Consider the following 19726-nt stretch of genomic DNA (forward strand, 5'->3'; position numbering starts at 1 on the left):
AGCGTGCGTGTCTGTACCCGGACACGCCGTGCTACTGCGGCATTTTGCGCTCGCTCGCGACAGATCCAGCGGGCGCTAACTGCTCGTAGATCTGCCACCAGAGCGCCTCGTGATCGAGCGGCGACATGCGCTCCTCGTCGACGCGCTCGTCGGCATACGTCAGCGTCATGGCCTTCGCCAGCAGATTGTCACGAGCGGCAACTGTAGCCACATCTTTATGGCCCGCCATCGTCACCACACCGATGGCGCGGACCCGCGCGCGTGTTTCGTCGGCACGCATCAGCGCGACCGCGACCAGCGCGATGACCGTGCCCGTGGAAATCGCCAGCGTGGCCCACGGTCCGATCACTTGCTGTAGGAAGACCTCCGCCACGAACCACAGCACCGCGCCCCAGATCGGCGCGCCACGCCAGATGCGGAGACGACGGCGCTGGTCATCGCTGATGCCGGGCGGATAGACCACCAGCCGGTAGCGCGTCACGCCGAAGCGGTCGATCTGGATGCGAACGAAACCCCACCGGTTCTCGCCGTCGAGCAGCCGGGCGCACCAGCTGCGCAGTCGACCGGGGCGGTTTTCCATCTTCTCTTGCATACCGTCGGGTTTACGCTGGCCCACCCGCTAAACGTGGTATCCGAACGCTTCCTTGACGGTTCGCGACGGGTTCTTAACGCCGGACGGCGGAGACCATCCATGCGGGCAGGATCGGCGCTCGGGTGAGGAAGTGGTCGCCCTGGCCGATGCCCGGCAGCCGATCAAGTTTACAGACGCACCTCCACATGTAAAGCCATTGATGTGTACGTACCGCGGCTGTATGTAATACGCCCGCGAGGCGACCGCGGCCGCACTGCGCACCTTCGGCGACATCGACGACACGTCTCGTGCGATGGCCGTTCTCGTACAGTATGCGCGCGCCGTACTCGACGTAGGGCCAGGCTCCGACGCCGAAATCCTCGACGGCGTAGGCCATTTCCTGCATCTCGAACAGCGGCTGATCCCGAAAAGGTCACCGGCTGGTTGGCAGGCTAGCCGGCCGCGGCGCGTTTCATGCGCCGTCGAGACGTGCCCAGGCCCGCGGTGTGGCGCAGTTCGGCGAGAAACTGACCGGGACTGCCGCTACGAATCATGTAGTGGCACATAGCGATACGGACGACCGCCGAGGCCGCGACCTCGTTCTCGTCGCCGGAAATGATGCGGGCGATGCGCTCGTGCATGATCGGGAGCACCCGCTTCATCTGGTGCAGCACATGCTCGGGTTCGATGTCGGCGAGCGAACCCAGTGAGTACGTGCTCTGGAACTCCACGATGAAGCGCAACGCGGCGTCCAGGCGATCGGCGCCGCTCAATCCTGCCATCGCCGCGGCGATTCCGGAGTCGAAGTTGTCCTGCTCGTAGAGGCCGAACGCCTCGAGCGGTCCCTCTTTGGAACCGAAGTACCGGTACAGCGTCGGGCGCGAGACCTTGGCCTCGGCGGCGACGTCGGACAGTTGCAGCTTGCGTCGCCCGTCTCGCGCCAGCACCACGAACGTGGCCGCGAGGATTCGGCGCCGCGTCGACAGTTCGGCGTCGGGGGACGAGCGGGTTGCCACAATCGCGCCCTTTACATCTAGGGGTTCGAATGTCACGCTAGCAGCTGCCGGGCGGCTGTGTGCCTGCATGACAGTGCGAGACAGATGTGCGCAGAATGGTAAGCCAGCGACGGCCATCGACTGGGAGGTGGCGACAATGACGAAGTTCATGGTCGACACGATCCCGTGGGACTTCGACGCGTCGGTACCGTTCATGTGGCAGCCGGCCAACCCCGGACTGGGGCTGTTCTGCAACACCTTCACGTCCATCGCGGCGCCGTTCGAACGCTGCGACGAGACCGCCCGCGAACTGCATCAGCTGCGTGATCTGCTTGTGCGCGTCGAAGATCCAGCCGGCGGCACGGGTCTGGGCAATGCCGAGACGTTCGCGCTCGGCGCGTTCCCCGAACGCGGGCTGACCGCGGAGAACTCGTTCCTGTGACGGTCGCGGTCATCGGAGCCGGGCCCGGCGGCATCGCGATGGGCATCCAGCTCGCGGCCGCAGGCCACGACTTCACGATCTTCGACCGAGCCGACGGGTTCGGCGGAACATGGCGCAACAACACCTATCCCGGTGCGGCGTGTGATGTCCCTTCGCACTTCTACTCGTACTCGTTTGCGCTCAACCCGCGGTGGAGCAAGACGTTCGCCCAGCAGCCGGAAATCCTCGCGTATCTGGAGCGGGTGGCAGCCGACCACGGGCTGACCGAGCATCTCCTCGGCAATACGCTCGTCACCGAACTGCGCTGGGATGGCCACGCACAGAAGTGGTCGATCGAAACCGCCGACGGCGCGACCTACGAGTTCGACGCCGTCGTGAGCGCGGTCGGAATGCTCGACGTGCCCAACATCCCCGAGATTCCCGGCGCCGACCGATTCCGCGGTCGGGCATTTCACTCATCGAACTGGGATCACACGAGATCGCTTGCGGGCGAACGCGTCGCGTCGATCGGAACGGGTGCAAGCGCGATTCAATACGTTCCCGAAATCGCGGCCGATGCCGCGCACCTGACGGTGTTCCAGCGCACGCCGATCTGGGTGAGTCCGCGTTACGACGAGCCGTTCACCCCGCAGCAGCAGGAGCTGTTCGAGCATGCCCCGGAGGAGGCCCTGAAGGTTCGCGATGCGGCGTTTCAGGCGTACGAATCCGCCAACTTCGGCGCCGATTCCGAGATGACCAAGGGTCTGACCGAGATGGCCCGCGAGTACCTGGCCCGCAAGGTCGCCGACCCGGAACTGCGCGCCAAGCTCACCCCGTCGTATCCCGTCGGCTGTAAGCGGCCCCTGCAGTCGCGCGCCTGGTTCCCGACGTTCGCGCGGCCGAACGTCACGCTGGAGACGTCGCCGATCGCCGAGTTCACCGAGTGCGCCCTGCGCACCGCCGACGGCGACGACCACGAATTCGACACCGTCATCTACGGAACCGGCTTCCACGCCGCCGACTACCTGCTCAGCCTCGACGTGTACGGAACCGGCGGCCGTCGACTGCGCGACGACTGGCGCGACGGCGCCGAGGCGTATCTGGGCACCGTCGTACCGGGCTACCCGAACCTGTTCACGCTGTACGGACCCAACACGAACGGCGTCACCTCGATCATCTACATCCTCGAAGCCCAGGCCGAGTTCGTCCGTCGCATCCTCGACGACATGGCCACGGCGGGCGTGCAAGCCGTGGACGTCAGGCGTGACGTCCACGACACCTACAACGCCGAGATTCAGCGGGCGATGCAAGGCACGGTGTGGCTGGCCAACTGCAACAGCTATTACCGCCATCCAAACGGCAAGGTCGTTACCCAATGCCCTTACAGCGGAACAACGTTCGTCGAAATGCTTGCCCGTGTAGAACTCCACGATTTCGACCGGAAGGAATCGATCGCGTGCCAGGAATCCACCACACGGCGATAGTGACCGCCGACGTCGACGCCTCGATGCGGTTCTGGCGCGACGGTCTCGGCTTCACCGAATTGTTCGACCACACCTTCACCGGCGACTGGCCGACGTTGTTCGGAGCGGCCACCGATCAGCTGCGGTCGATCTTCCTCGGCGATCCCGAAACGCCCGACACCGGCATCGTGGAACTGGTAGTGCTCGTCGGCGCACGCGACGAGCACAGGGACATCCGCGCCGAGGCGAGGCATCCGCCAACGGATGTTCCGGGGTTCGGCTTCTTCCTGCTGTCGCTGCAGCGCGACGTCGACCCGACGCTGGCCACGCTGGCGGGCCTCGGCTTCGACGACGGGGTTCGCCGCATCGAGATGCCCGCACCTGGCGGAAAGAAGGTGGCGATGGCGGTGATCACCGCGCCGGACGGCGTCCGCGTCGAGCTGATCGGCCCACCGCAATGAGCGCGATAGTCACGGGCGGAGCATCCGGCATCGGACGTGCGGTTGCCGACCGGCTGCGCGCCGCGGGAAACGACGTCGTCGTGTGGGACCTCAACGGCGGTGACATCGATTGCGACATCGGCGATCCCGATTCGGTGGCCACCGCGATCGACCGGACGGTTGCCGGTCACGGAGTCCCCAACCGGCTCGTCGCGTGCGCGGGCATCGGCGCATCAGGCCTGCTGCTCGAGCAGACGACGGCGGACTGGCAGCGGGTCATCGACACAAACCTGACGGGGACCTGGTTGACGATGCGCGCCGTCGCCCGGGCGATGGTCGATCAGGGCGCGGGCGGGTCGATGGTCGCGGTGTCCAGCATCAGCGGGACGCTCGCCGACCGCGACATGGGCGCCTACTGCGTGTCCAAGGCGGGCATCGACATGCTGGTGCGGGTGGCGGCGACGGAGTGGGGCTTACACGGCATCCGCGTCAACGCCGTCGGCCCCGGCGTCACCCGCACGCCCATGCTCGCCAACCCCGAGCAGCTGCCGGGTTGGGTCGACGGGCTCACCGAACGGACCGCGCTCGGCCGGCTCGGCGAGGCCGACGATATCGCCGAGGCGATCGTCGCAGTTCTCGAAATGTCCTGGGTCACAGGGCAAACCGTGTTCGCCGACGGTGGGCTGGCGTTACACAGCCCGATCGACTCCTACGGGCAGGTGCAGCGCCTCCTGGCACAGCGAAAGAAAGATTAACAACCGTCATGCTGAGTATTGTGTACTGTACTCAGCATGACGGTCGACAAACTGCCCCCGCGCATCGCCGATCACCCGACGGTCCTCAAGGTCCGGTCGCGGAGCCGCAGGAAACCGGGCCTCATCGACGCGGACTGGCTGCGCCAGGTGTGTCTGGACGCGGGGGCCGACGACGTCGCATTCGCCAGCATCGACAACGCCGATCTCGCGTCGGAACGCGAGCACGTCGAGGCGGCGCTCCCCGGCACCCGCAGCTTCATCTCCCTGGTGGTCAAGATGAACCGCGACAACGTCCGGTCAACTGCGCGCAGTGTTGCCAACCAGGAATTCCATCGCAGCGGCGAGCTGATGAACGAGGCGGCGCACCGGATCACCCGGGCGCTGGAAGACGCGGGCCACCGCGCAATCAACCCGTCGATGTCGTTCCCCATGGAGATGGACCGGTTTCCCGGCCGCATCTGGGTGGTCGCACACAAACCGGTCGCGGTCGCCGCCGGCCTCGGCGTCATGGGCATCCACCGCAACGTGATCCACCCCAAGTTCGGCAACTTCATCCTGCTGGGCACGATTATGGTGGACGCGGCGATCAGCAGTTACGGTCAGCCGCTGGACTATTCGCCCTGCCTGGAGTGCAAGCTGTGCGTTGCGGCATGCCCCGTCGGCGCGATAAAGAAGAACGGCGACTTCGACTTCGTCGCGTGTTCGGTGCACAACTATCGCGAGTTCATGGGCGGCTTCACCGACTGGGCTCAGACCATCGCCGACAGCGAGAACGGCGCCGACTTCCGCTCCCGCGTCAGCGATTCCGAGAACGCATCGATGTGGCAGAGCCTGTCGTTCAAGGCGAATTACAAGGCGGCGTACTGCCTTGCGGTGTGCCCCGCAGGCGAAGACGTCATCGAGCCCTACCTTGACGACCGCAAGGGTTTCATGGACCTGGTGCTCAAGCCGTTGCAGGACAAGAAGGAGACGCTCTACGTGCTACCGGACTCCGATGCGAAAGCCCACGCCGAGCGCCGCTTCCCGCACAAGCAGGTCAAGGTGGTGAACAGCGGCATCAGTGGACGTTGAACGGTCGCTCGGCAGCCGCGAGCGCCCGCAGAATTACGCCGAAACACGGCGTGTCGCCGTACAAACACGGTCGCTCGCGGTGCGAGGGGAACCCTAGCCCATCGCGGTGCGAGGGGGTCACGGCCAGGCGTGCACGGTGTTCTGCGCCGGCTCGAGGCCCTGTGTAATCAGCAATTCGGTTGCGTCGGCGGCCTGTTCGCAGATCACCGGAACCTCGGGCCGCTCTGCTGCGCTGAAGTTCTCCAACACGAACGACGCCCCCGACTTGCGACCCGGCGGGCGGCCGATGCCGATGCGCACCCGTTGGAAGTCGTTGCTGCCGAGCGCGGAGGCCACGGAACGCAGGCCGTTGTGACCCGCTACGCCGCCGCCGAACTTCAGTCGTATCCGCCCGAAGTCGATGTCGAGTTCGTCATGCACGATCACGACATCGGCGGGCGGCACGGAGTAGAACTTCGCCAGCGGTCCGACCTGGCGGCCGGACTCGTTCATGTACACGCGCGGCTTGGCCAGCACGACCGAACGGCCCGCCAGCCTGCCGGTGACGACCTCCGCGCCGGACTTCTTGTGCACCTTGAACTTCTCGCCCATGCGGTCGGCCAGCACGTCGACGACCATGAAGCCGAGGTTGTGCCGCGTCGTGGCGTAGTTGGGCCCGGGATTGCCCAGGCCCACCACGAGAAGTGGCTCGGCCATGTCGCGGGGACGATCCGGCTATTCGGAGGATGCTTCGGCGGGTGACTCCCCGCCGTCGCCGGTGTCCTCGTCGGCCCCTTCGCCTTCCGCGGTCTCTTCGCCTTCAGCCGCGGCGGCTTCGCCTCCGCCCTCGGCCTCCAGATCCTCGGCGGTCGGTGCGGCAACGACGTTGACGACCAGCATCTCGGGATCAGATATCAGCGAGACGCCGTCGGGCAGCGGGATGGAGGCCGCGGTGAACTGAGTGCCGATGTCGGCGCCCTCGACCGAGACGGTGAGCTGATCGGGAATGGCCTGGACGTCCGACTCGATCTCGATCGTGTTGGTGTCCTGGGTGACCAGGGTGCCGGGGATGGCCTCGCCTTCGACGATCACGTTGACCTCGACGGTCACCTTCTCGCCGCGGCGGACCACGAGTAGGTCGGCGTGCTGGATGTTGCGACGGATCGGATGGATCTCGAGCGACTTCGTCAACGCGAGTTGCTCCTCGCCCTCGATGTCGAGGGTCAGCACCGCGTTGGTGCCGGTGTGCCGCAGCACCGCGGCGAAGTCGCGGCCGGGCAGCAACAGGTGCTTGGGGTCGGCGCCGTGGCCGTAGAGCACGGCAGGCACCTGGCCTGCGCGCCGGGCACGACGCGATGCGCCCTTGCCGGTCTCGTGGCGTACCGATGCCGTCAGTTTGTTCTCGCTGCGAGCTGCAGTCTTGGCCATGCGTGTTGCTCCTCTATGCCGGTTGTTCCTCGTCCGCGGCAGGGTCGCGATCACGCAATGCGTGTTCCCGTCGATAACGGTGGCAGATGCCACCCTCGCCGTGACGCCGACACAGGTTAGCGCATCAGCAGCTCAGAGTGCGAATTTGGTGCCCGTGAGCTGCTCGGACAGTTCCCATAGGGCGGCGGCGCGCTTCGCGTCGCGGGCAAGCGGGCTGCGCGGGGTCGGCCCGGTCGGCCCGCGCATTACGAACCGTGGACCGATGAAGCTGTCGCCGGGCAGCTCCTGGGAGGCCGCATATAGCGTCTGCCTCGCGCCGAAGCCGGCGTCAGTGCCCACCAACGGAGTCACGAAACCGATCAACTTCGTTCCGATGGGGTTGCCGGTGTTGCCCTGCAGATTGGTTTCGGAGTAGCCGGGGTGGGCGGCATGTGCCTTCAGCGTTGATCCGGCAGTGCTCAGGCGGCGCTGAAGCTCGCTGGTGAAGAGCAGGTTGGCCAGCTTCGACTGGCCGTATGCCGGCCACGCCAGGTACGGCCGCGACTTCCAGTTGAGGTCCTTGAGGCTGATGTAGCCCATCAGGTGCACCATCGACGACACCGTGACCACGCGGTCGGTGATCTTCGGCAGCAGCAGGTTGGTCAGCGCGAAGTGGCCGAGATGATTGGTGCCGATCTGGCTTTCGAACCCGTCGACGGTCTGCGCGTAGGGCACCGCCATGATGCCCGCGTTGTTCACCAGCACGTCGACGGCATCCACACCGTCGGCGAACGCCCGCACCGACGCCAGATCCTGCAGATCCAGCTTGCGGACCTCGACGTCGCCCGTCATGCCCGAGGCGGCCGCATCGCCCTTGTCGGTGTTGCGCACGGCCAGGATCACCTTGGCGCCGACGCGTGCGAGCTCACGTGCGGTGATTTCGCCGAGGCCGCTGTTGGCGCCGGTGACGATGACGCTACGTCCGGTGAACGAGGGCAGGTCGGCGGCGGTCCATCCACTCATGACAGACACCCTATCCGGATGATTTTCTGCGACCCGCGGGCGCGGCGATGCCGATCACTTCTTGGCGACGTTGAACCCGCTGATGACCGCCTCGATGTCGGGCGCCTCGTCGCGGGCCTTGTCGGCATAGCCGGTCACGGTGAACTGAATCAGGTAGCGCTGGTTGGCTGGTGCCGCACCGGTGGCGATGACGACCCGGTTGTAGGAGTGCATCCGCCTGCCGTTGAGGTCGTAGCTGCCCTCGATCATCGACGACGGGAACCCCTTGAAGTTGTCGAGAGAAGCGTTGAGTTTCTTGAAGTTCTCCGACAGTTCGGCGTCGGCGTTGCCGTGCTCGATGGCCTTCTTCGCGTCGAAGTCCCCGCCGCTGAGTTGAAACACCATCAACATCGCGGTCGGGTAGGTGTCGCCCTTGGCGATGACGCGAGTGCCCGGTGCGAACCTCGGATTGCTGTACTGCGCCCAGCCTTTCGGACTCGGCATCGTGACGATGAGGTCGGTCAGCTTGTCGGGCGCGACGGGTTGCCCGACCACGCCCGCGCTCTCCAGGTACTGCGAGATCGGAACCGGCGTCGTCGTCTCCGTCGGCTTGGCACTCGTGGTGGTGGTCAACAGCGACGTGTAGTCGGGGGACTGCGCCCCGCAGCCTGCCGCGGCGACGGCCAGCAACACGAGAGTCGCCGCAAAGCGGTGACGGATCACAGAACCTCGCGAACCGAGTCCAGCGGCCTGGCCAGTCGCGTGCCTCTGGGGGTGACGACGAACGGCCGCTCGATGAGAATCGGGTGCGCGGCCATGGCGTCGAGCAGTTCGTCGTCGTCGGCGTCCGCGAGGTTCAGCTCGGCGTAGAGAGGTTCACGCCTGCGCACCGCGGTCCGAACGTCGATGCCTGCGTCGTTGATCAGCTTGACGAGTTCGGCCCGCGACGGCGGCGTCTTCAGATACTGGATGATCGTCGGCTCGATGCCGTTGTCCCGCAGCAACTCCAGCGTCTTCCGCGAGGTCGTGCAGCGGGGATTGTGATAGATGACCGAATTCGACACTAAGCCGACCCGTCGAAAAGTCCTGTCACCGAACCATTCTCGAACACCGCGCGAATGGTGCTGGCCAGCAGCGGCGCGATGGACAATACCGTCAGCTGCGGGAACTGCTTCTCCTCGCCGATCGGCAGTGTGTTGGTGACGATGACTTCCCGAGCGCCGCATTCGGCCAGCCGCTGCGGCGCCGGATCGGACAGCACGCCATGCGTCGCGGCGATGATGACGTCCTTCGCACCGTCCTGATGCAACAGGTTGACCGCCCCGGCGATCGTGCCGCCGGTGTCGATCATGTCGTCGGTGAGGATGCAGGTCTTGCCCCGCACGTCACCGACCACGCGGTTCGACTTCACCTGGTTGGGCACCAGGGGGTCGCGGGTCTTGTGGATGAAGGCCAGCGGCACGCCGCCCAGAGCGTCGGCCCATTTCTCGGCCACGCGCACGCGGCCGGAATCCGGTGACACCACGACCATGTCGTGGTCGTGGTAGTTCTCGGCGATGTGGCCGGTCAGCAGGTTCTGTGCCCGCATGTGGTCGACCGGGCCGTCGAAGAAACCCTGAATCTGGTCGGTATGCAGGTCGACGGTGAGGATCCGGTTCGCACCGGCCGTCTTGAACAGGTCGGCGACCAGACGCGCGGAGATCGGCTCGCGGCCGCGGTGCTTCTTGTCCTGACGGGCGTACGGATAGAACGGCAGGATCGCGGTGATCCGCTTGGCGCTGCCGCGCTTGAGCGCATCGATCATGATCAGCTGTTCCATCAGCCACGTGTTCAGCGGCGCCGGATGGCTCTGCAGCACGAACGCGTCACAACCGCGCACCGACTCGTCGAAGCGGACGAAGATCTCGCCGTTGGAGAAGTCGCGGGCAGTTTGGGCGGTGACCGGGACGTCGAGCTCCTTGGCGACCTGTTCGGCCAGTTCCGGGTGCGCGCGACCGGAGAACAGCATCAGATTCTTGCGGTTGTCGGTCCACTCGGTGCCCACTGTGTTCCCTCGCCCTTCGGGGATCGATATCGGCCTAATCGTACGTATCACGGCGCGCCGCCCGTGGCCGGGTTGCCAGAACGAGAACGGAAACCGACCGGCTCACGTCTATTCGTCGTCGTCAGGGTCGGCGCCTTCGCTGGATTCGTTGGCCCTTCGGGCCGCCTCGGCGGCTTTCGATCCGGGGCGCTTGCGCTCGACCCAGCCCTCGATATTGCGCTGCGGGGCCGCCGAAACGGCCAGCGCACCCGGCGGCACGTCGTCGCGCACCACGGTGCCCGCTCCGGTGTACGCGCCGTCGCCGATCGTGACGGGCGCGACGAACATCGTGTCCGAGCCGGTGCGCACATGCGACCCGATCTTGGTACGCCGTTTGGTCTCGCCGTCGTAGTTGACGAAGACGCTCGACGCACCGATATTGCTGTGCTCGCCGATGTCCGCGTCGCCGACGTAGGTGAGGTGCGGCACCTTGGTGCCGGCGCCCAGCGTGGCGTTCTTGGTCTCGACGAACGCGCCGAGCTTGCCGACGTCGCCCAGCACCGTGCCGGGCCGCAGGTAGGTGAACGGGCCGACGACGGCGTCGTCGCCGATGGCGGAGACGGAGCCGTGGGTGCGGACCACCGACGCGCCTTCGCCGACGGCGACGTCGGTCAGGGTGGTGTCGGGGCCGATCTCGCAGCGGCCGCCGATGCGGGTGGTGCCCAGCAACTGGGTGCCGGGCTGGATGACGGTGTCGCGGCCGACGGTCACGTCGACGTCGATCCACGTGCTGGCGGGGTCGACGACCGTCACGCCCGCGCGCTGGTGGGCGGCCACGATGCGGCGGTTCAGTTCGGCGGCCAGCTCGGACAGCTGCACCCGGTCGTTGATGCCCGCCACCAGCGCGGCGTCGTCGACGTGCTGAGCCCGCACGATCAGGCCGTCCTGGCGGATGATCGAGATGACGTCGGTGAGGTAGAGCTCCTGCTGGGCGTTGTGAGGCCGCAACCGGTTCAAGGCGGATCGCAGAACTTCGATGTCGAAGGCGTACACGCCCGCGTTGACCTCGCTGATGGCCTGCTGCGACCGGGTGGCGTCCACTTCCTCCACGATGCCGATCACTTCACGGTCCTGGGTGCGCAGCACGCGGCCGTAGCCGGTCGGGTCGGGCAGGGTCGTCGTCAGCACGGTCGCCGCGGCAGTCGCGGCGCTATGGGCGGCGATCAGCTCGGCCAGAGTGTCGGCGTCCATCAGCGGAACGTCGCCGGAGGTCACCACGACGGTGCCCGCGAAGTCGGCGGGCAGAGCGGTCAACCCGCAGCCGACGGCGTGCCCGGTGCCGTGCTGCTCATCCTGCACCGCGATGTCGATCTGTCGGCCGAGCGACTCCGCCAGCTCGGCGACTGCCGGGGTGATGCGGTCGCGGTCGTGGCCGAGCACGACGACGAGGTGTTGCGGGGCGACCTTGGCGATCGAGTGCAGGACGTGCGCGAGCATGCTCCGGCCCGCCAGCGTGTGCAACACCTTCGGGATGTCGGATCGCATCCGGGTGCCGGCGCCTGCGGCCATCACCAGAACCGCGGATTGGCCGTGCTCGCTCATCTGCCTGTCCTCATCGGGAAGCTCCGTCGCCAGGACTCGAACCTGAACTATCTGAACCAAAATCAGAGGTGCTGCCGATTACACCACGACGGACTGATCAACCCGTGATGTTAGTCCAAGCAACTAGGCTGACCGGTGTGGCAGTGCCAGAGAAGGAACTGCGTGTACCACGCGCCCGGATGACCGGTGCCGAGCGGCGTCACCAGCTGATCGACATCGCTCGGTCGTTGTTCGCCGAGCGCGGATACGAGGGCACCTCGGTCGAGGAGATCGCCCAGCGCGCCAACGTCTCCAAGCCCGTCGTCTACGAGCATTTCGGCGGCAAGGAGGGCCTCTACGCGGTGGTGGTCGACCGCGAGATGTCTGCGCTGCTGGACGGCATCACCTCGTCGCTGACCAGGACGACCAACAACCGCTCGCGGCTGCGCATCGAGCGGGTCACGCTGGCCCTGCTGACCTACGTCGACGAACGCACCGACGGATTCCGCATCCTGATCCGCGACTCGCCGGCCGCCATCACATCGGGCACCTACTCGACGCTGTTGAACGATGCCGTCAACCAGGTGTCGTCGATCCTGGCCGGGGACTTCTCCCGTCGCGGCCTCGACCCGGAAATGGCTCCGCTGTACGCGCAGGCGCTCGTCGGGTCGGTGTCGATGACCGCGCAGTGGTGGCTCGACGTGCGCGAGCCGAAGAAGGAAGTGGTAGCCGCGCATCTGGTCAACCTGTGCTGGAACGGGCTGATGCACCTGGAGAACGACCCGCCGCTGCTCGACGAGTAGCGGAATCGGCGTGCGCAGTGGCGCTCGACACACGAAAGCGCGCCGAAATCGCAAGTGCCTAAGATGGAATCATCATGACCGCATCGGGGACCGTTCGTGTCCAAACCCCGATCGCGGGCCTCGTTGACCTGGCGCTGCGCGACCCCTGTCTACAGGAGGTCACCAGCCGTGCAGCCGACAGACCCGCCGATCTCGCTCTCATCGGACCCGCCAGCGCCAGGCTGTTCGCCGCCTGCGCGCTCGCCGAGGCCGGGCCGCTGCTCGTCGTCACCGCCACCGGCCGCGAAGCCGACGATCTGACCGCCGAACTGCGCGGCGTCTACGGCGATTCGGCGGCGCTGTTCCCGTCATGGGAGACGCTGCCGCACGAACGGCTGTCCCCGGGGGTGGACACCGTCGGCGCGCGGATGATGGTGCTGCGCCGGCTTGCCAACCCCGACGACGAGCGGCTCGGGCCGCCGCTGCGGGTCGTGGTCACCACGGTCCGCTCGCTGGTGCAGCCTATGGCGCCGGACCTTGCCGACATCGAGCCCGTCACGCTCACGCGCGGCGAGGACGCCGATTTCGACGGCGTCATCCACCGGCTGGTCGAGCTGGCCTACACCCGCGTCGACATGGTCGGCAAGCGCGGGGAGTTCGCCGTGCGCGGCGGAATCCTCGACCTGTTCCCGCCCACCGCCGAGCATCCCGTGCGTGTCGAGTTCTGGGGCGACGAGGTTTCCGAGATCCGGATGTTCTCGGTCGCCGACCAGCGCTCGATCCCGGACATCGACGTCGACACGGTGTTCGCCGTGCCGTGCAGCGAACTGCTGCTGACCGACGACGTCCGGGTCCGCGCGTTCGAACTCGCCGCCGAGCACCCCAGAACCGGCACCGAGGTGCCCGGCAGCGTGCCCGACATGCTGGCCAAGCTCGGCGAGGGCATCGCCGTCGACGGCATGGAGTCACTGCTTCCGCTGTTGCGTCCCGCCGAACTCTCCCTGCTCAGCGACCACCTACCCGCGCACACGCCGCTGCTGATCTGCGACCCCGAGAAGATCCGCACCAGGGCCGGCGACCTGATCAAGACCGGCCGCGAGTTCCTCGAAGCCTCGTGGTCGACGGCCGCCGTCGGCGGCGACGCACCCATCGACATCGAGGCGCTCGGCGCGTCGGGCTATCTGAACCTCGAGGACGTCATCGCGGGCGCCCGTTCGGGCGGTCACCCGTGGTGGACTCTTTCGCAGCTCACCGCGTACACGGGCGGAGAGGACGAGGGGGAGACGGCCATCGAGCTGGATATCCGCCCGTCGCCGTCCACGCGCGGCCAGCAGTTCGGCGTCGACGAGATCTTCGCCATGCTGCGCGCGCACGTCGCGACCGGCGGATCGGCGGCCGTCGTCACCCCTGGCACCGGCACCGCGCACCGGGTCTGCGAGCAGCTGGCCGACGCCGAGACGCCCGCGTCGATGTTGGAGCCGGGCGAGACGCCCAGGCCGGGTGTCGTCGGCGTCATCAAGGGTCCGCTGCACGACGGTGTGGTGCTGCCGGGCGCCAACCTCGTCATCATCACCGAAACGGATCTGACCGGCAATCGGGTCACCGCGCCGGAGGGCAAGCGGCTGGCCGCCAAGCGCCGCAACGTCGTCGACCCGCTGGCGCTGACCGCGGGCGACCTGGTGGTGCACGATCAGCACGGCATCGGGCGCTTCGTCGAGATGGTGGAACGCACGGTCGGCGGCGCCCGTCGCGAGTACTTGGTGCTCGAGTACGCGTCTGGGAAAAGAGGTGGCGCGGCGAGTAAAACGGACAAGCTGTTCGTGCCGATGGACTCGCTCGACCAGCTGTCCCGCTACGTCGGCGGCGAGGCGCCGACCCTGAGCCGACTCGGCGGCAGCGACTGGGCGAACACCAAGACCAAGGCGCGACGGGCGGTCCGCGAGATCGCCAGCGAGCTGGTGTCGCTGTATGCCAAGCGGCAGGCCTCGGCGGGGCATGCGTTCGGCCCGGACACGCCGTGGCAGGCCGAGATGGAGGACGCGTTCGGGTTCACCGAGACGGTCGACCAGCTCACCGCGATCACCGAGGTCAAAGGCGATATGGAGAAGCCGGTCCCGATGGACCGGGTGATCTGCGGCGACGTGGGCTACGGCAAGACCGAGATCGCGGTGCGCGCGGCGTTCAAGGCGGTGCAGGACGGCAAGCAGGCGGCGGTGCTGGTGCCGACGACGCTGCTGGCCGACCAGCACCTGCAGACGTTCTCCGAGCGGATGGCCGGCTTCCCTGTCACCGTGAAGGGGCTGTCGCGGTTCACCGATGGGGCGGAGTCGCGGGCGGTGCTCGAAGGCATGCGAGACGGGTCGGTCGACATCGTGATCGGCACGCACCGGCTGCTGCAGACGGGGGTGACCTGGAAAGACCTCGGTCTCGTCGTCGTCGACGAGGAGCAGCGCTTCGGCGTCGAGCACAAGGAGCACATCAAGTCGATGCGCACCCACGTCGACGTGCTGACCATGAGCGCCACCCCCATTCCGCGCACGCTGGAGATGAGCCTGGCCGGAATCCGCGAGATGTCGACGATCCTCACCCCGCCCGAGGAGCGCTATCCGGTGCTGACCTACGTCGGGCCGCACTCCGACAAGCAGATCGCGGCCGCCCTTCGCCGTGAGCTGCTGCGCGACGGGCAGGCGTTCTACATCCACAACCGGGTGCGGTCGATCGACCAGGCCGCCGCTCGGCTGAAGGCGCTCGTGCCGGAGGCGCGCGTCGTCGTGGCGCACGGGCAGATGCCCGAGGAGCAGCTGGAACGCACGGTCGAGGGCTTCTGGAACCGCGAATACGACATCCTGGTCTGCACGACCATCGTCGAAACGGGTCTGGACATCTCCAACGCCAACACGTTGATCGTCGAACGCGCCGACACGTTCGGGCTGTCGCAGCTGCATCAGCTGCGCGGCAGGGTCGGCCGCAGCCGGGAGCGCGGATACGCGTATTTCATGTACCCGCCCGAGGTTCCGCTGACCGAGACCGCCTACGACCGGCTGGCCACCATCGCGCAGAACAACGAACTCGGCGCGGGCATGGCGGTTGCGATGAAGGACTTGGAGATTCGCGGCGCGGGCAACGTGCTCGGCGCCGAACAGTCAGGACATGTCGCGGGTGTCGGGTTCGACCTGTACGTGCGGCTGGTCGGCGAAGCCGTGGAAGCGTATCGAGCGGCCGCCGATGGGGAAACCGTTGCCGCCGTTGAGGAACCCAAGGATGTGCGCATCGATCTACCGGTCGACGCACATCTTCCGCCGGACTACATCGCCAGCGACCGGCTGCGGCTGGAGGGCTACCGGCGGTTGGCCTCGGCGGCCGACCAGGATGCCGTCGGCGCCGTGGTCGACGAACTCGTCGACAGGTACGGCCCGCTGCCGGAGCCGGCCCGGCGCCTTGTCTCGGTCGCGCGGCTGCGGTTGTTGGCGCGCGAGTACGGCGTTACCGAGATCAGCGCACCGTCGGAGTCGACGCTGCGACTGTCGCCGTTGACGTTGTTGGACTCCCAACAACTGCGGCTGAAGCGGATGCACCCAAGTGCGAACTACCGCGCGACGACGTCGACGGTGCAGGTGCCGATACCCCGAACGGGCAGCGGCGTCGGCGCACCGCGGATCCGCGATGTCGAACTCCTGCAGATGGTGGCCGGTTTGATATTGGCCCTCAATGGAAAACCGCAGGACGATGTTGATATAACGAACGTCGGAGGTGTTTCGGGAATGACTGAACGACAAGCGCGATGACTGTCGTTCTGGTCGACCCGCGCCGCCCCTCATTGATTCCGGTCGAGGCGGTTGAATTGCTCGCCGGCGACGTCCAGTACACCGAAGAGATGCCGGTCAAGGTGCCGTGGTCGCTTCCGTCGGCCCGGCCCGCCTACGAGGGTGAGGACGCGCCGGTGTTGTTGTCGTCGGATCCCGACCATCCCGCGGTGCAGGCGCGCTTGGCCGCAGGCGACAAGCTGATCGCCGCACCTGAACCGCAGGCGGGCGAACGACTGGTCGACGCCGTCGCGATGATGGACAAGCTGCGCACGGCCGGCCCGTGGGAGAGCGAGCAGACGCACGACTCGTTGCGCCGGTTCCTGCTGGAAGAGACCTACGAGTTGTTCGACGCGGTGCGCAGTGGCAACGCCGACGAACTTCGCGACGAACTCGGCGACGTCCTCCTGCAGGTGTTGTTCCACGCCCGCATCGCCGAGGACGCACCGCAGCACCCGTTCACCATCGACGATGTCGCCGACTCGTTGCAGCGCAAGCTCACCAACCGTGTTCCGGCGGTACTCGCGGGTGAGCCGATATCGCTGGATGACCAACTGGCACAATGGGAAGAACGCAAAGCCCTGGAGAAGAGGGCGAAGTCGCACCATTCGAGCATGGATGACGTACCAACGGGGCAGCCCGCATTGGCGTTGGCGCAGAAGGTGATTGCCCGGGTCAGGCAGTCGGGTTTGCCGGCGGACCTGTTGCCTGCCTCGATGATGAACGTGGCGGTGTCGCCGGACGGCGACGCGGAAAACGAGCTACGTAGCGAGGTTTTGGAGTTCATGGACACGGTGCGCACAGTGGAGAGGGCGATCGCCGCAGACCGTCGCGGCGAGGACGTTCCCGAGGAGCTCGACATCGCCTCGCTCGGGGTCATCACCGAGGAGGAGTGGCGGGAGTTCTGGCCATCCGCCGAAACCGAGCCTGCGCCGGACCGCATTCCCGAGCCGACACCCGCCGACGTGCCGGAGCCCGGGCCCGTCGAGGTGCCGGAGCCCGCACCCGTCAATGTGCCGGAGCCGACGCCCGAGGACCTCAGCACGAACGGTGTCGAGGTCGACGAGGAAGCCGTCGAACCGCGCTCGTAAAACCGACGTAGCGATCCACTCTGCGGCCATGGCGGGATTTCGTCGAAATTCGCGCACTCGGGGCAAGAGTCAGTCGACGAGTTGATCGCCGAGGAACCGGTCTGAACCCGTAACCCCCGGCAGTACGAAGAAGAATCCGCCGCCGACGGGCAGGATGTACTCCTCGAGCGGCTCGCCCCTCAGCCGGCTCTGCACGGCGAGAAAGCCCTTCTGCAGGCTGCGTTGGTAGGCGACGAATGCCAGGCCCTGGTCGAGCCTGCCCGCGCCGTCGAAACCGCGCGAGTAGTTGAAACCCCTTCGCAGGATCAGGTTCTGCTGGCTCTCGGTGGTGCGGGGGTTCGCCAGTCGGATGTGGGCGTCCAACGGGACCCGCTTGCCGTCGGGGTCCTCGGCGTAGTCGGGATCGGCGAACTCGTCGGTCATGCCAAGCGGGGCGCCGCTGACCTTCTTGCGGCCGATGAGCGCTTCCTGCTCCCCGAGGCGGGTACGGTCCCAGAATTCGACGAACATCCGGATGATGCGGACGGCCTGATACGAACCGCCGACCGCCCATTCCGGTTCGCCGTCTCCCGGTTGCACCCATACGTGCTGGTTCATCAGCGTGCCGTCGTCGACGTCGAGGTTCGCCGTTCCGTCCTTGAATCCCAACAGGTTTCGCGGAGTGAGGGCCTCCGATGTCTTGCCCGCGCCGATGCCGCGGGCGTACCCGTCGATCATCCACCGCAGTGTCAGGTCGCTTCGGGTGCGGCGCATCAACTGCCGCAGCGCGAACTGCACGGTGTCGTTGTGCCCCGCCTCGAGGATGATCGAGATGTCTCCGTGGGACAGTTTCGGGTCGAGCCGATCGTTGGCCAGGAACGGCATCGTTTCCAGTTCCTTGGGCCTGCGATCCGTCAGGCCGAACCGGTCGTCGAACACCGAGGCCCCGAGGCCGACGAGGACCGACAGATTGTCGGGGGGTGGTTTCTCGCCGAGGATGCCGGAATCGACTGGGGGATAAGCGGGATCCCGCGTCTCGGGGGGCTTGCCCGCCATCAGCCCGCGGATCTCCTCGGTGAGTTCCTGCAGCGTCGCCTTCAAGCCTGCGCGGTCGGTGGCGTGCAGGTTGAATGAGGCAATCAGACCCTGTTCGGGGATCGGCAGCGTGGTGATGCCCGCTTGATGCCGGCCCTCGAACCGGACGAACTCGGGCTGCGGGAGCCGCGGCGGTGCCGGCTCGGGCGACGAACACCCGGCCAGCGCTGCGCCCGCACCCACCGCGACACCGGTGCCCAACGCCCCGGTGACGAACCCGCGGCGGGATAGTCCTCGTCGTGGTGGCCGCTCGGTCACTGCAGCTTCAAGGCTCCTGCAACCTGGGACAGGTTTTCCGACAGGCCGGCCAGCTGCGCCTTGAGCGCGTCGACGACCGGCGGCGTCACGGTGACCGCCGGGCACCGCGGCGACGGGAACTCACTGTTCTGCGGGCAGAAGTTCACCCAGCCGTCGCCCTGGTGCAGCGGCCGTATGGTGTCGAAGATCTGCGAGAACCCGGCGCTGATCTTGCCCAGCAGCTCGGCGTTGGCGTCCTTGAGCGGCCCGCTCAGCTTGTCGATCGCGACCTGCGATCCCTGCAGGTTGGCGTCGAAATCGTAGAGGTCGGTCTTGGAGTACCGATCCTCCTCGCCGGTCAGCTTGCCCTGCGAGACCTCCTCGATGAGCTCGGCGGCGCCGTTGGCCACGTCGATCGGCTTCACCTTGACGCTGGGCAGCTGCTTCTGCAGGTTGGCGATGTCGGCGTCGAGCCGGTCGGCGAACTGCGCGCCGCCCTCGGTGGTGTTCTTCTCGAACAGCAGGTACTCGAGCCGGTGCCAACCGGTAAAGGCCGGATCGTCGACGTTGGCGAAATCGTCCACCCGGGAGTCGGTCTTGGCGTCGGTGTCCTCCACCAGCCCGGCGATCGGTTCGATGCGCTCCCACGGCTGGCGCGACGGCGCGAAGGCCTCCTGCGCGGCCTTCAGGTTGTTCGCGCGCACGGCGTCGGTGAACACCTTGACGACCTTGACGAGCTCGTCGGACTGGGCGACGGCGTACGCCTTGTAGTCGTCTGCGGCCTTCTGAAGCTCTGGGCTGGGCGCGGCCGCAGCAGACGTCGACGTCTCGCCGGCCGAACTCGATTCGCTGCTCTCATCGGTACTGCCTGAGTCGCTGCTGGAGCAACCGGCTAGTACCAAGGCCGCTGTCGCAATCGACACAGGCCAGGTGAGATGCAGTTTCATTGAGCCTCCTCGTAGTCGGACGCGTGAACATTACAACGCTTTGCTCAATCGAGGGTAGGCATACCTAAATATTGTTTGCCTGCC

General features: G+C 66.7%; 20 protein-coding genes and 1 tRNA gene. 8 read left to right on the forward strand and 13 right to left on the reverse strand.

The window, feature by feature from the left end; translation table 11 throughout:
* Window positions 1-31: 31 nt before the first annotated feature.
* Genes QOC76_RS15345 through QOC76_RS15355 form a run of 3 tightly spaced genes read right to left on the reverse strand, consistent with a single transcriptional unit; the run spans window position 32 to window position 1587 of the window.
* The gene (locus tag QOC76_RS15345) at window positions 32-616 is read right to left on the reverse strand and encodes a DUF6611 family protein (protein WP_526357751.1); all 585 of its coding nucleotides are present in this window, start codon (window positions 614-616) and stop codon (window positions 32-34) included.
* 49 nt (window positions 617-665) lie between these two features.
* On the reverse strand, window positions 666-968 hold the full coding sequence (locus QOC76_RS15350; RefSeq protein ID WP_526357753.1) for a hypothetical protein: 303 nt from the start codon (window positions 966-968) through the stop codon (window positions 666-668).
* A 55-nt stretch (window positions 969-1023) separates the two neighbouring features.
* Window positions 1024-1587, reverse strand: a complete 564-nt coding sequence (locus tag QOC76_RS15355; RefSeq protein ID WP_526357755.1) for a TetR/AcrR family transcriptional regulator — start codon at window positions 1585-1587, stop codon at window positions 1024-1026.
* A gap of 136 nt (window positions 1588-1723) precedes the next feature.
* Here QOC76_RS15355 and QOC76_RS15360 point away from each other — a divergent pair, with 136 nt between their 5' ends.
* Genes QOC76_RS15360 through QOC76_RS15380 form a run of 5 tightly spaced genes read left to right on the forward strand, consistent with a single transcriptional unit; the run spans window position 1724 to window position 5716 of the window.
* Window positions 1724-2008: a hypothetical protein gene (locus QOC76_RS15360; RefSeq protein WP_526357757.1), complete on the forward strand. Its 285-nt coding sequence runs from the start codon at window positions 1724-1726 to the stop codon at window positions 2006-2008.
* Window positions 2005-3471, forward strand: a complete 1467-nt coding sequence (locus QOC76_RS15365) for a flavin-containing monooxygenase (protein WP_526357759.1) — start codon at window positions 2005-2007, stop codon at window positions 3469-3471. Before QOC76_RS15360 ends, QOC76_RS15365 begins: the two co-directional genes overlap by 4 nt.
* Entirely contained in the window at window positions 3444-3911 is a 468-nt protein-coding gene (locus QOC76_RS15370; protein WP_526357761.1) for a VOC family protein, read from the forward strand. Before QOC76_RS15365 ends, QOC76_RS15370 begins: the two co-directional genes overlap by 28 nt.
* The gene (locus tag QOC76_RS15375) at window positions 3908-4645 is read left to right on the forward strand and encodes an SDR family NAD(P)-dependent oxidoreductase (RefSeq protein ID WP_526357763.1); all 738 of its coding nucleotides are present in this window, start codon (window positions 3908-3910) and stop codon (window positions 4643-4645) included. The genes QOC76_RS15370 and QOC76_RS15375 overlap by 4 nt, the downstream gene beginning before the upstream one ends.
* A 36-nt stretch (window positions 4646-4681) precedes the next feature.
* Complete coding sequence (locus tag QOC76_RS15380; protein ID WP_526357765.1) at window positions 4682-5716, forward strand: epoxyqueuosine reductase; 1035 nt, start codon at window positions 4682-4684, stop codon at window positions 5714-5716.
* Between the two features lie 117 nt (window positions 5717-5833).
* Here the strand turns inward: QOC76_RS15380 and pth are convergent, their stop codons facing one another.
* The 8 genes from pth to QOC76_RS15420 form a co-directional block, all read right to left on the reverse strand.
* Window positions 5834-6412, reverse strand: a complete 579-nt coding sequence (pth, locus tag QOC76_RS15385; RefSeq protein WP_526357767.1) for an aminoacyl-tRNA hydrolase — start codon at window positions 6410-6412, stop codon at window positions 5834-5836.
* An 18-nt stretch (window positions 6413-6430) separates the two neighbouring features.
* Window positions 6431-7123, reverse strand: a complete 693-nt coding sequence (locus QOC76_RS15390; protein WP_526357769.1) for a 50S ribosomal protein L25/general stress protein Ctc — start codon at window positions 7121-7123, stop codon at window positions 6431-6433.
* A 132-nt stretch (window positions 7124-7255) separates the two neighbouring features.
* Window positions 7256-8125 carry an oxidoreductase gene (locus QOC76_RS15395; RefSeq protein WP_526357771.1) on the reverse strand — a complete coding sequence of 290 codons (870 nt, stop codon included), beginning with the start codon at window positions 8123-8125 and terminating at the stop codon, window positions 7256-7258.
* A gap of 54 nt (window positions 8126-8179) precedes the next feature.
* Complete coding sequence (locus QOC76_RS15400) at window positions 8180-8797, reverse strand: LpqN/LpqT family lipoprotein (RefSeq protein WP_526357773.1); 618 nt, start codon at window positions 8795-8797, stop codon at window positions 8180-8182.
* Between the two features lie 26 nt (window positions 8798-8823).
* Window positions 8824-9168: an arsenate reductase (glutaredoxin) gene (arsC, locus tag QOC76_RS15405; protein WP_526357775.1), complete on the reverse strand. Its 345-nt coding sequence runs from the start codon at window positions 9166-9168 to the stop codon at window positions 8824-8826.
* Window positions 9168-10148, reverse strand: coding sequence for a ribose-phosphate diphosphokinase (locus QOC76_RS15410; RefSeq protein WP_526357777.1), 981 nt, complete (start codon window positions 10146-10148; stop codon window positions 9168-9170). Before QOC76_RS15410 ends, arsC begins: the two co-directional genes overlap by 1 nt.
* Window positions 10149-10256: 108 nt before the next feature.
* The gene (gene glmU / locus QOC76_RS15415; RefSeq protein ID WP_526357779.1) at window positions 10257-11729 is read right to left on the reverse strand and encodes a bifunctional UDP-N-acetylglucosamine diphosphorylase/glucosamine-1-phosphate N-acetyltransferase GlmU; all 1473 of its coding nucleotides are present in this window, start codon (window positions 11727-11729) and stop codon (window positions 10257-10259) included.
* Between the two features lie 21 nt (window positions 11730-11750).
* Window positions 11751-11822 (reverse strand) — tRNA-Gln (locus QOC76_RS15420).
* A gap of 86 nt (window positions 11823-11908) precedes the next feature.
* On the opposite strand from QOC76_RS15420, the gene QOC76_RS15425 reads away from it, so the two are divergent.
* The 3 genes from QOC76_RS15425 (at window position 11909) to QOC76_RS15435 (ending at window position 17384) form a co-directional block, all read left to right on the forward strand.
* On the forward strand, window positions 11909-12511 hold the full coding sequence (locus tag QOC76_RS15425) for a TetR/AcrR family transcriptional regulator (RefSeq protein ID WP_526357823.1): 603 nt from the start codon (window positions 11909-11911) through the stop codon (window positions 12509-12511).
* A 74-nt stretch (window positions 12512-12585) separates the two neighbouring features.
* Complete coding sequence (gene mfd, locus QOC76_RS15430) at window positions 12586-16275, forward strand: transcription-repair coupling factor (RefSeq protein ID WP_526357781.1); 3690 nt, start codon at window positions 12586-12588, stop codon at window positions 16273-16275.
* Window positions 16272-17384, forward strand: a complete 1113-nt coding sequence (locus tag QOC76_RS15435; protein ID WP_526357783.1) for a nucleoside triphosphate pyrophosphohydrolase — start codon at window positions 16272-16274, stop codon at window positions 17382-17384. Before mfd ends, QOC76_RS15435 begins: the two co-directional genes overlap by 4 nt.
* Before the next feature lie 69 nt (window positions 17385-17453).
* Here the strand turns inward: QOC76_RS15435 and QOC76_RS15440 are convergent, their stop codons facing one another.
* Complete coding sequence (locus QOC76_RS15440; RefSeq protein WP_526357785.1) at window positions 17454-18716, reverse strand: Dyp-type peroxidase; 1263 nt, start codon at window positions 18714-18716, stop codon at window positions 17454-17456.
* A complete protein-coding gene (locus QOC76_RS15445; RefSeq protein ID WP_526357787.1) occupies window positions 18713-19642 on the reverse strand; it encodes an EfeM/EfeO family lipoprotein in 930 nt (309 codons plus the stop codon). Before QOC76_RS15445 ends, QOC76_RS15440 begins: the two co-directional genes overlap by 4 nt.
* Between the last annotated feature and the right edge of the window lie 84 nt (window positions 19643-19726).

The organism is Mycobacterium sp. (genome assembly GCF_032159565.1).
Classification (GTDB): Bacteria; Actinomycetota; Actinomycetes; order Mycobacteriales; family Mycobacteriaceae; genus Mycobacterium.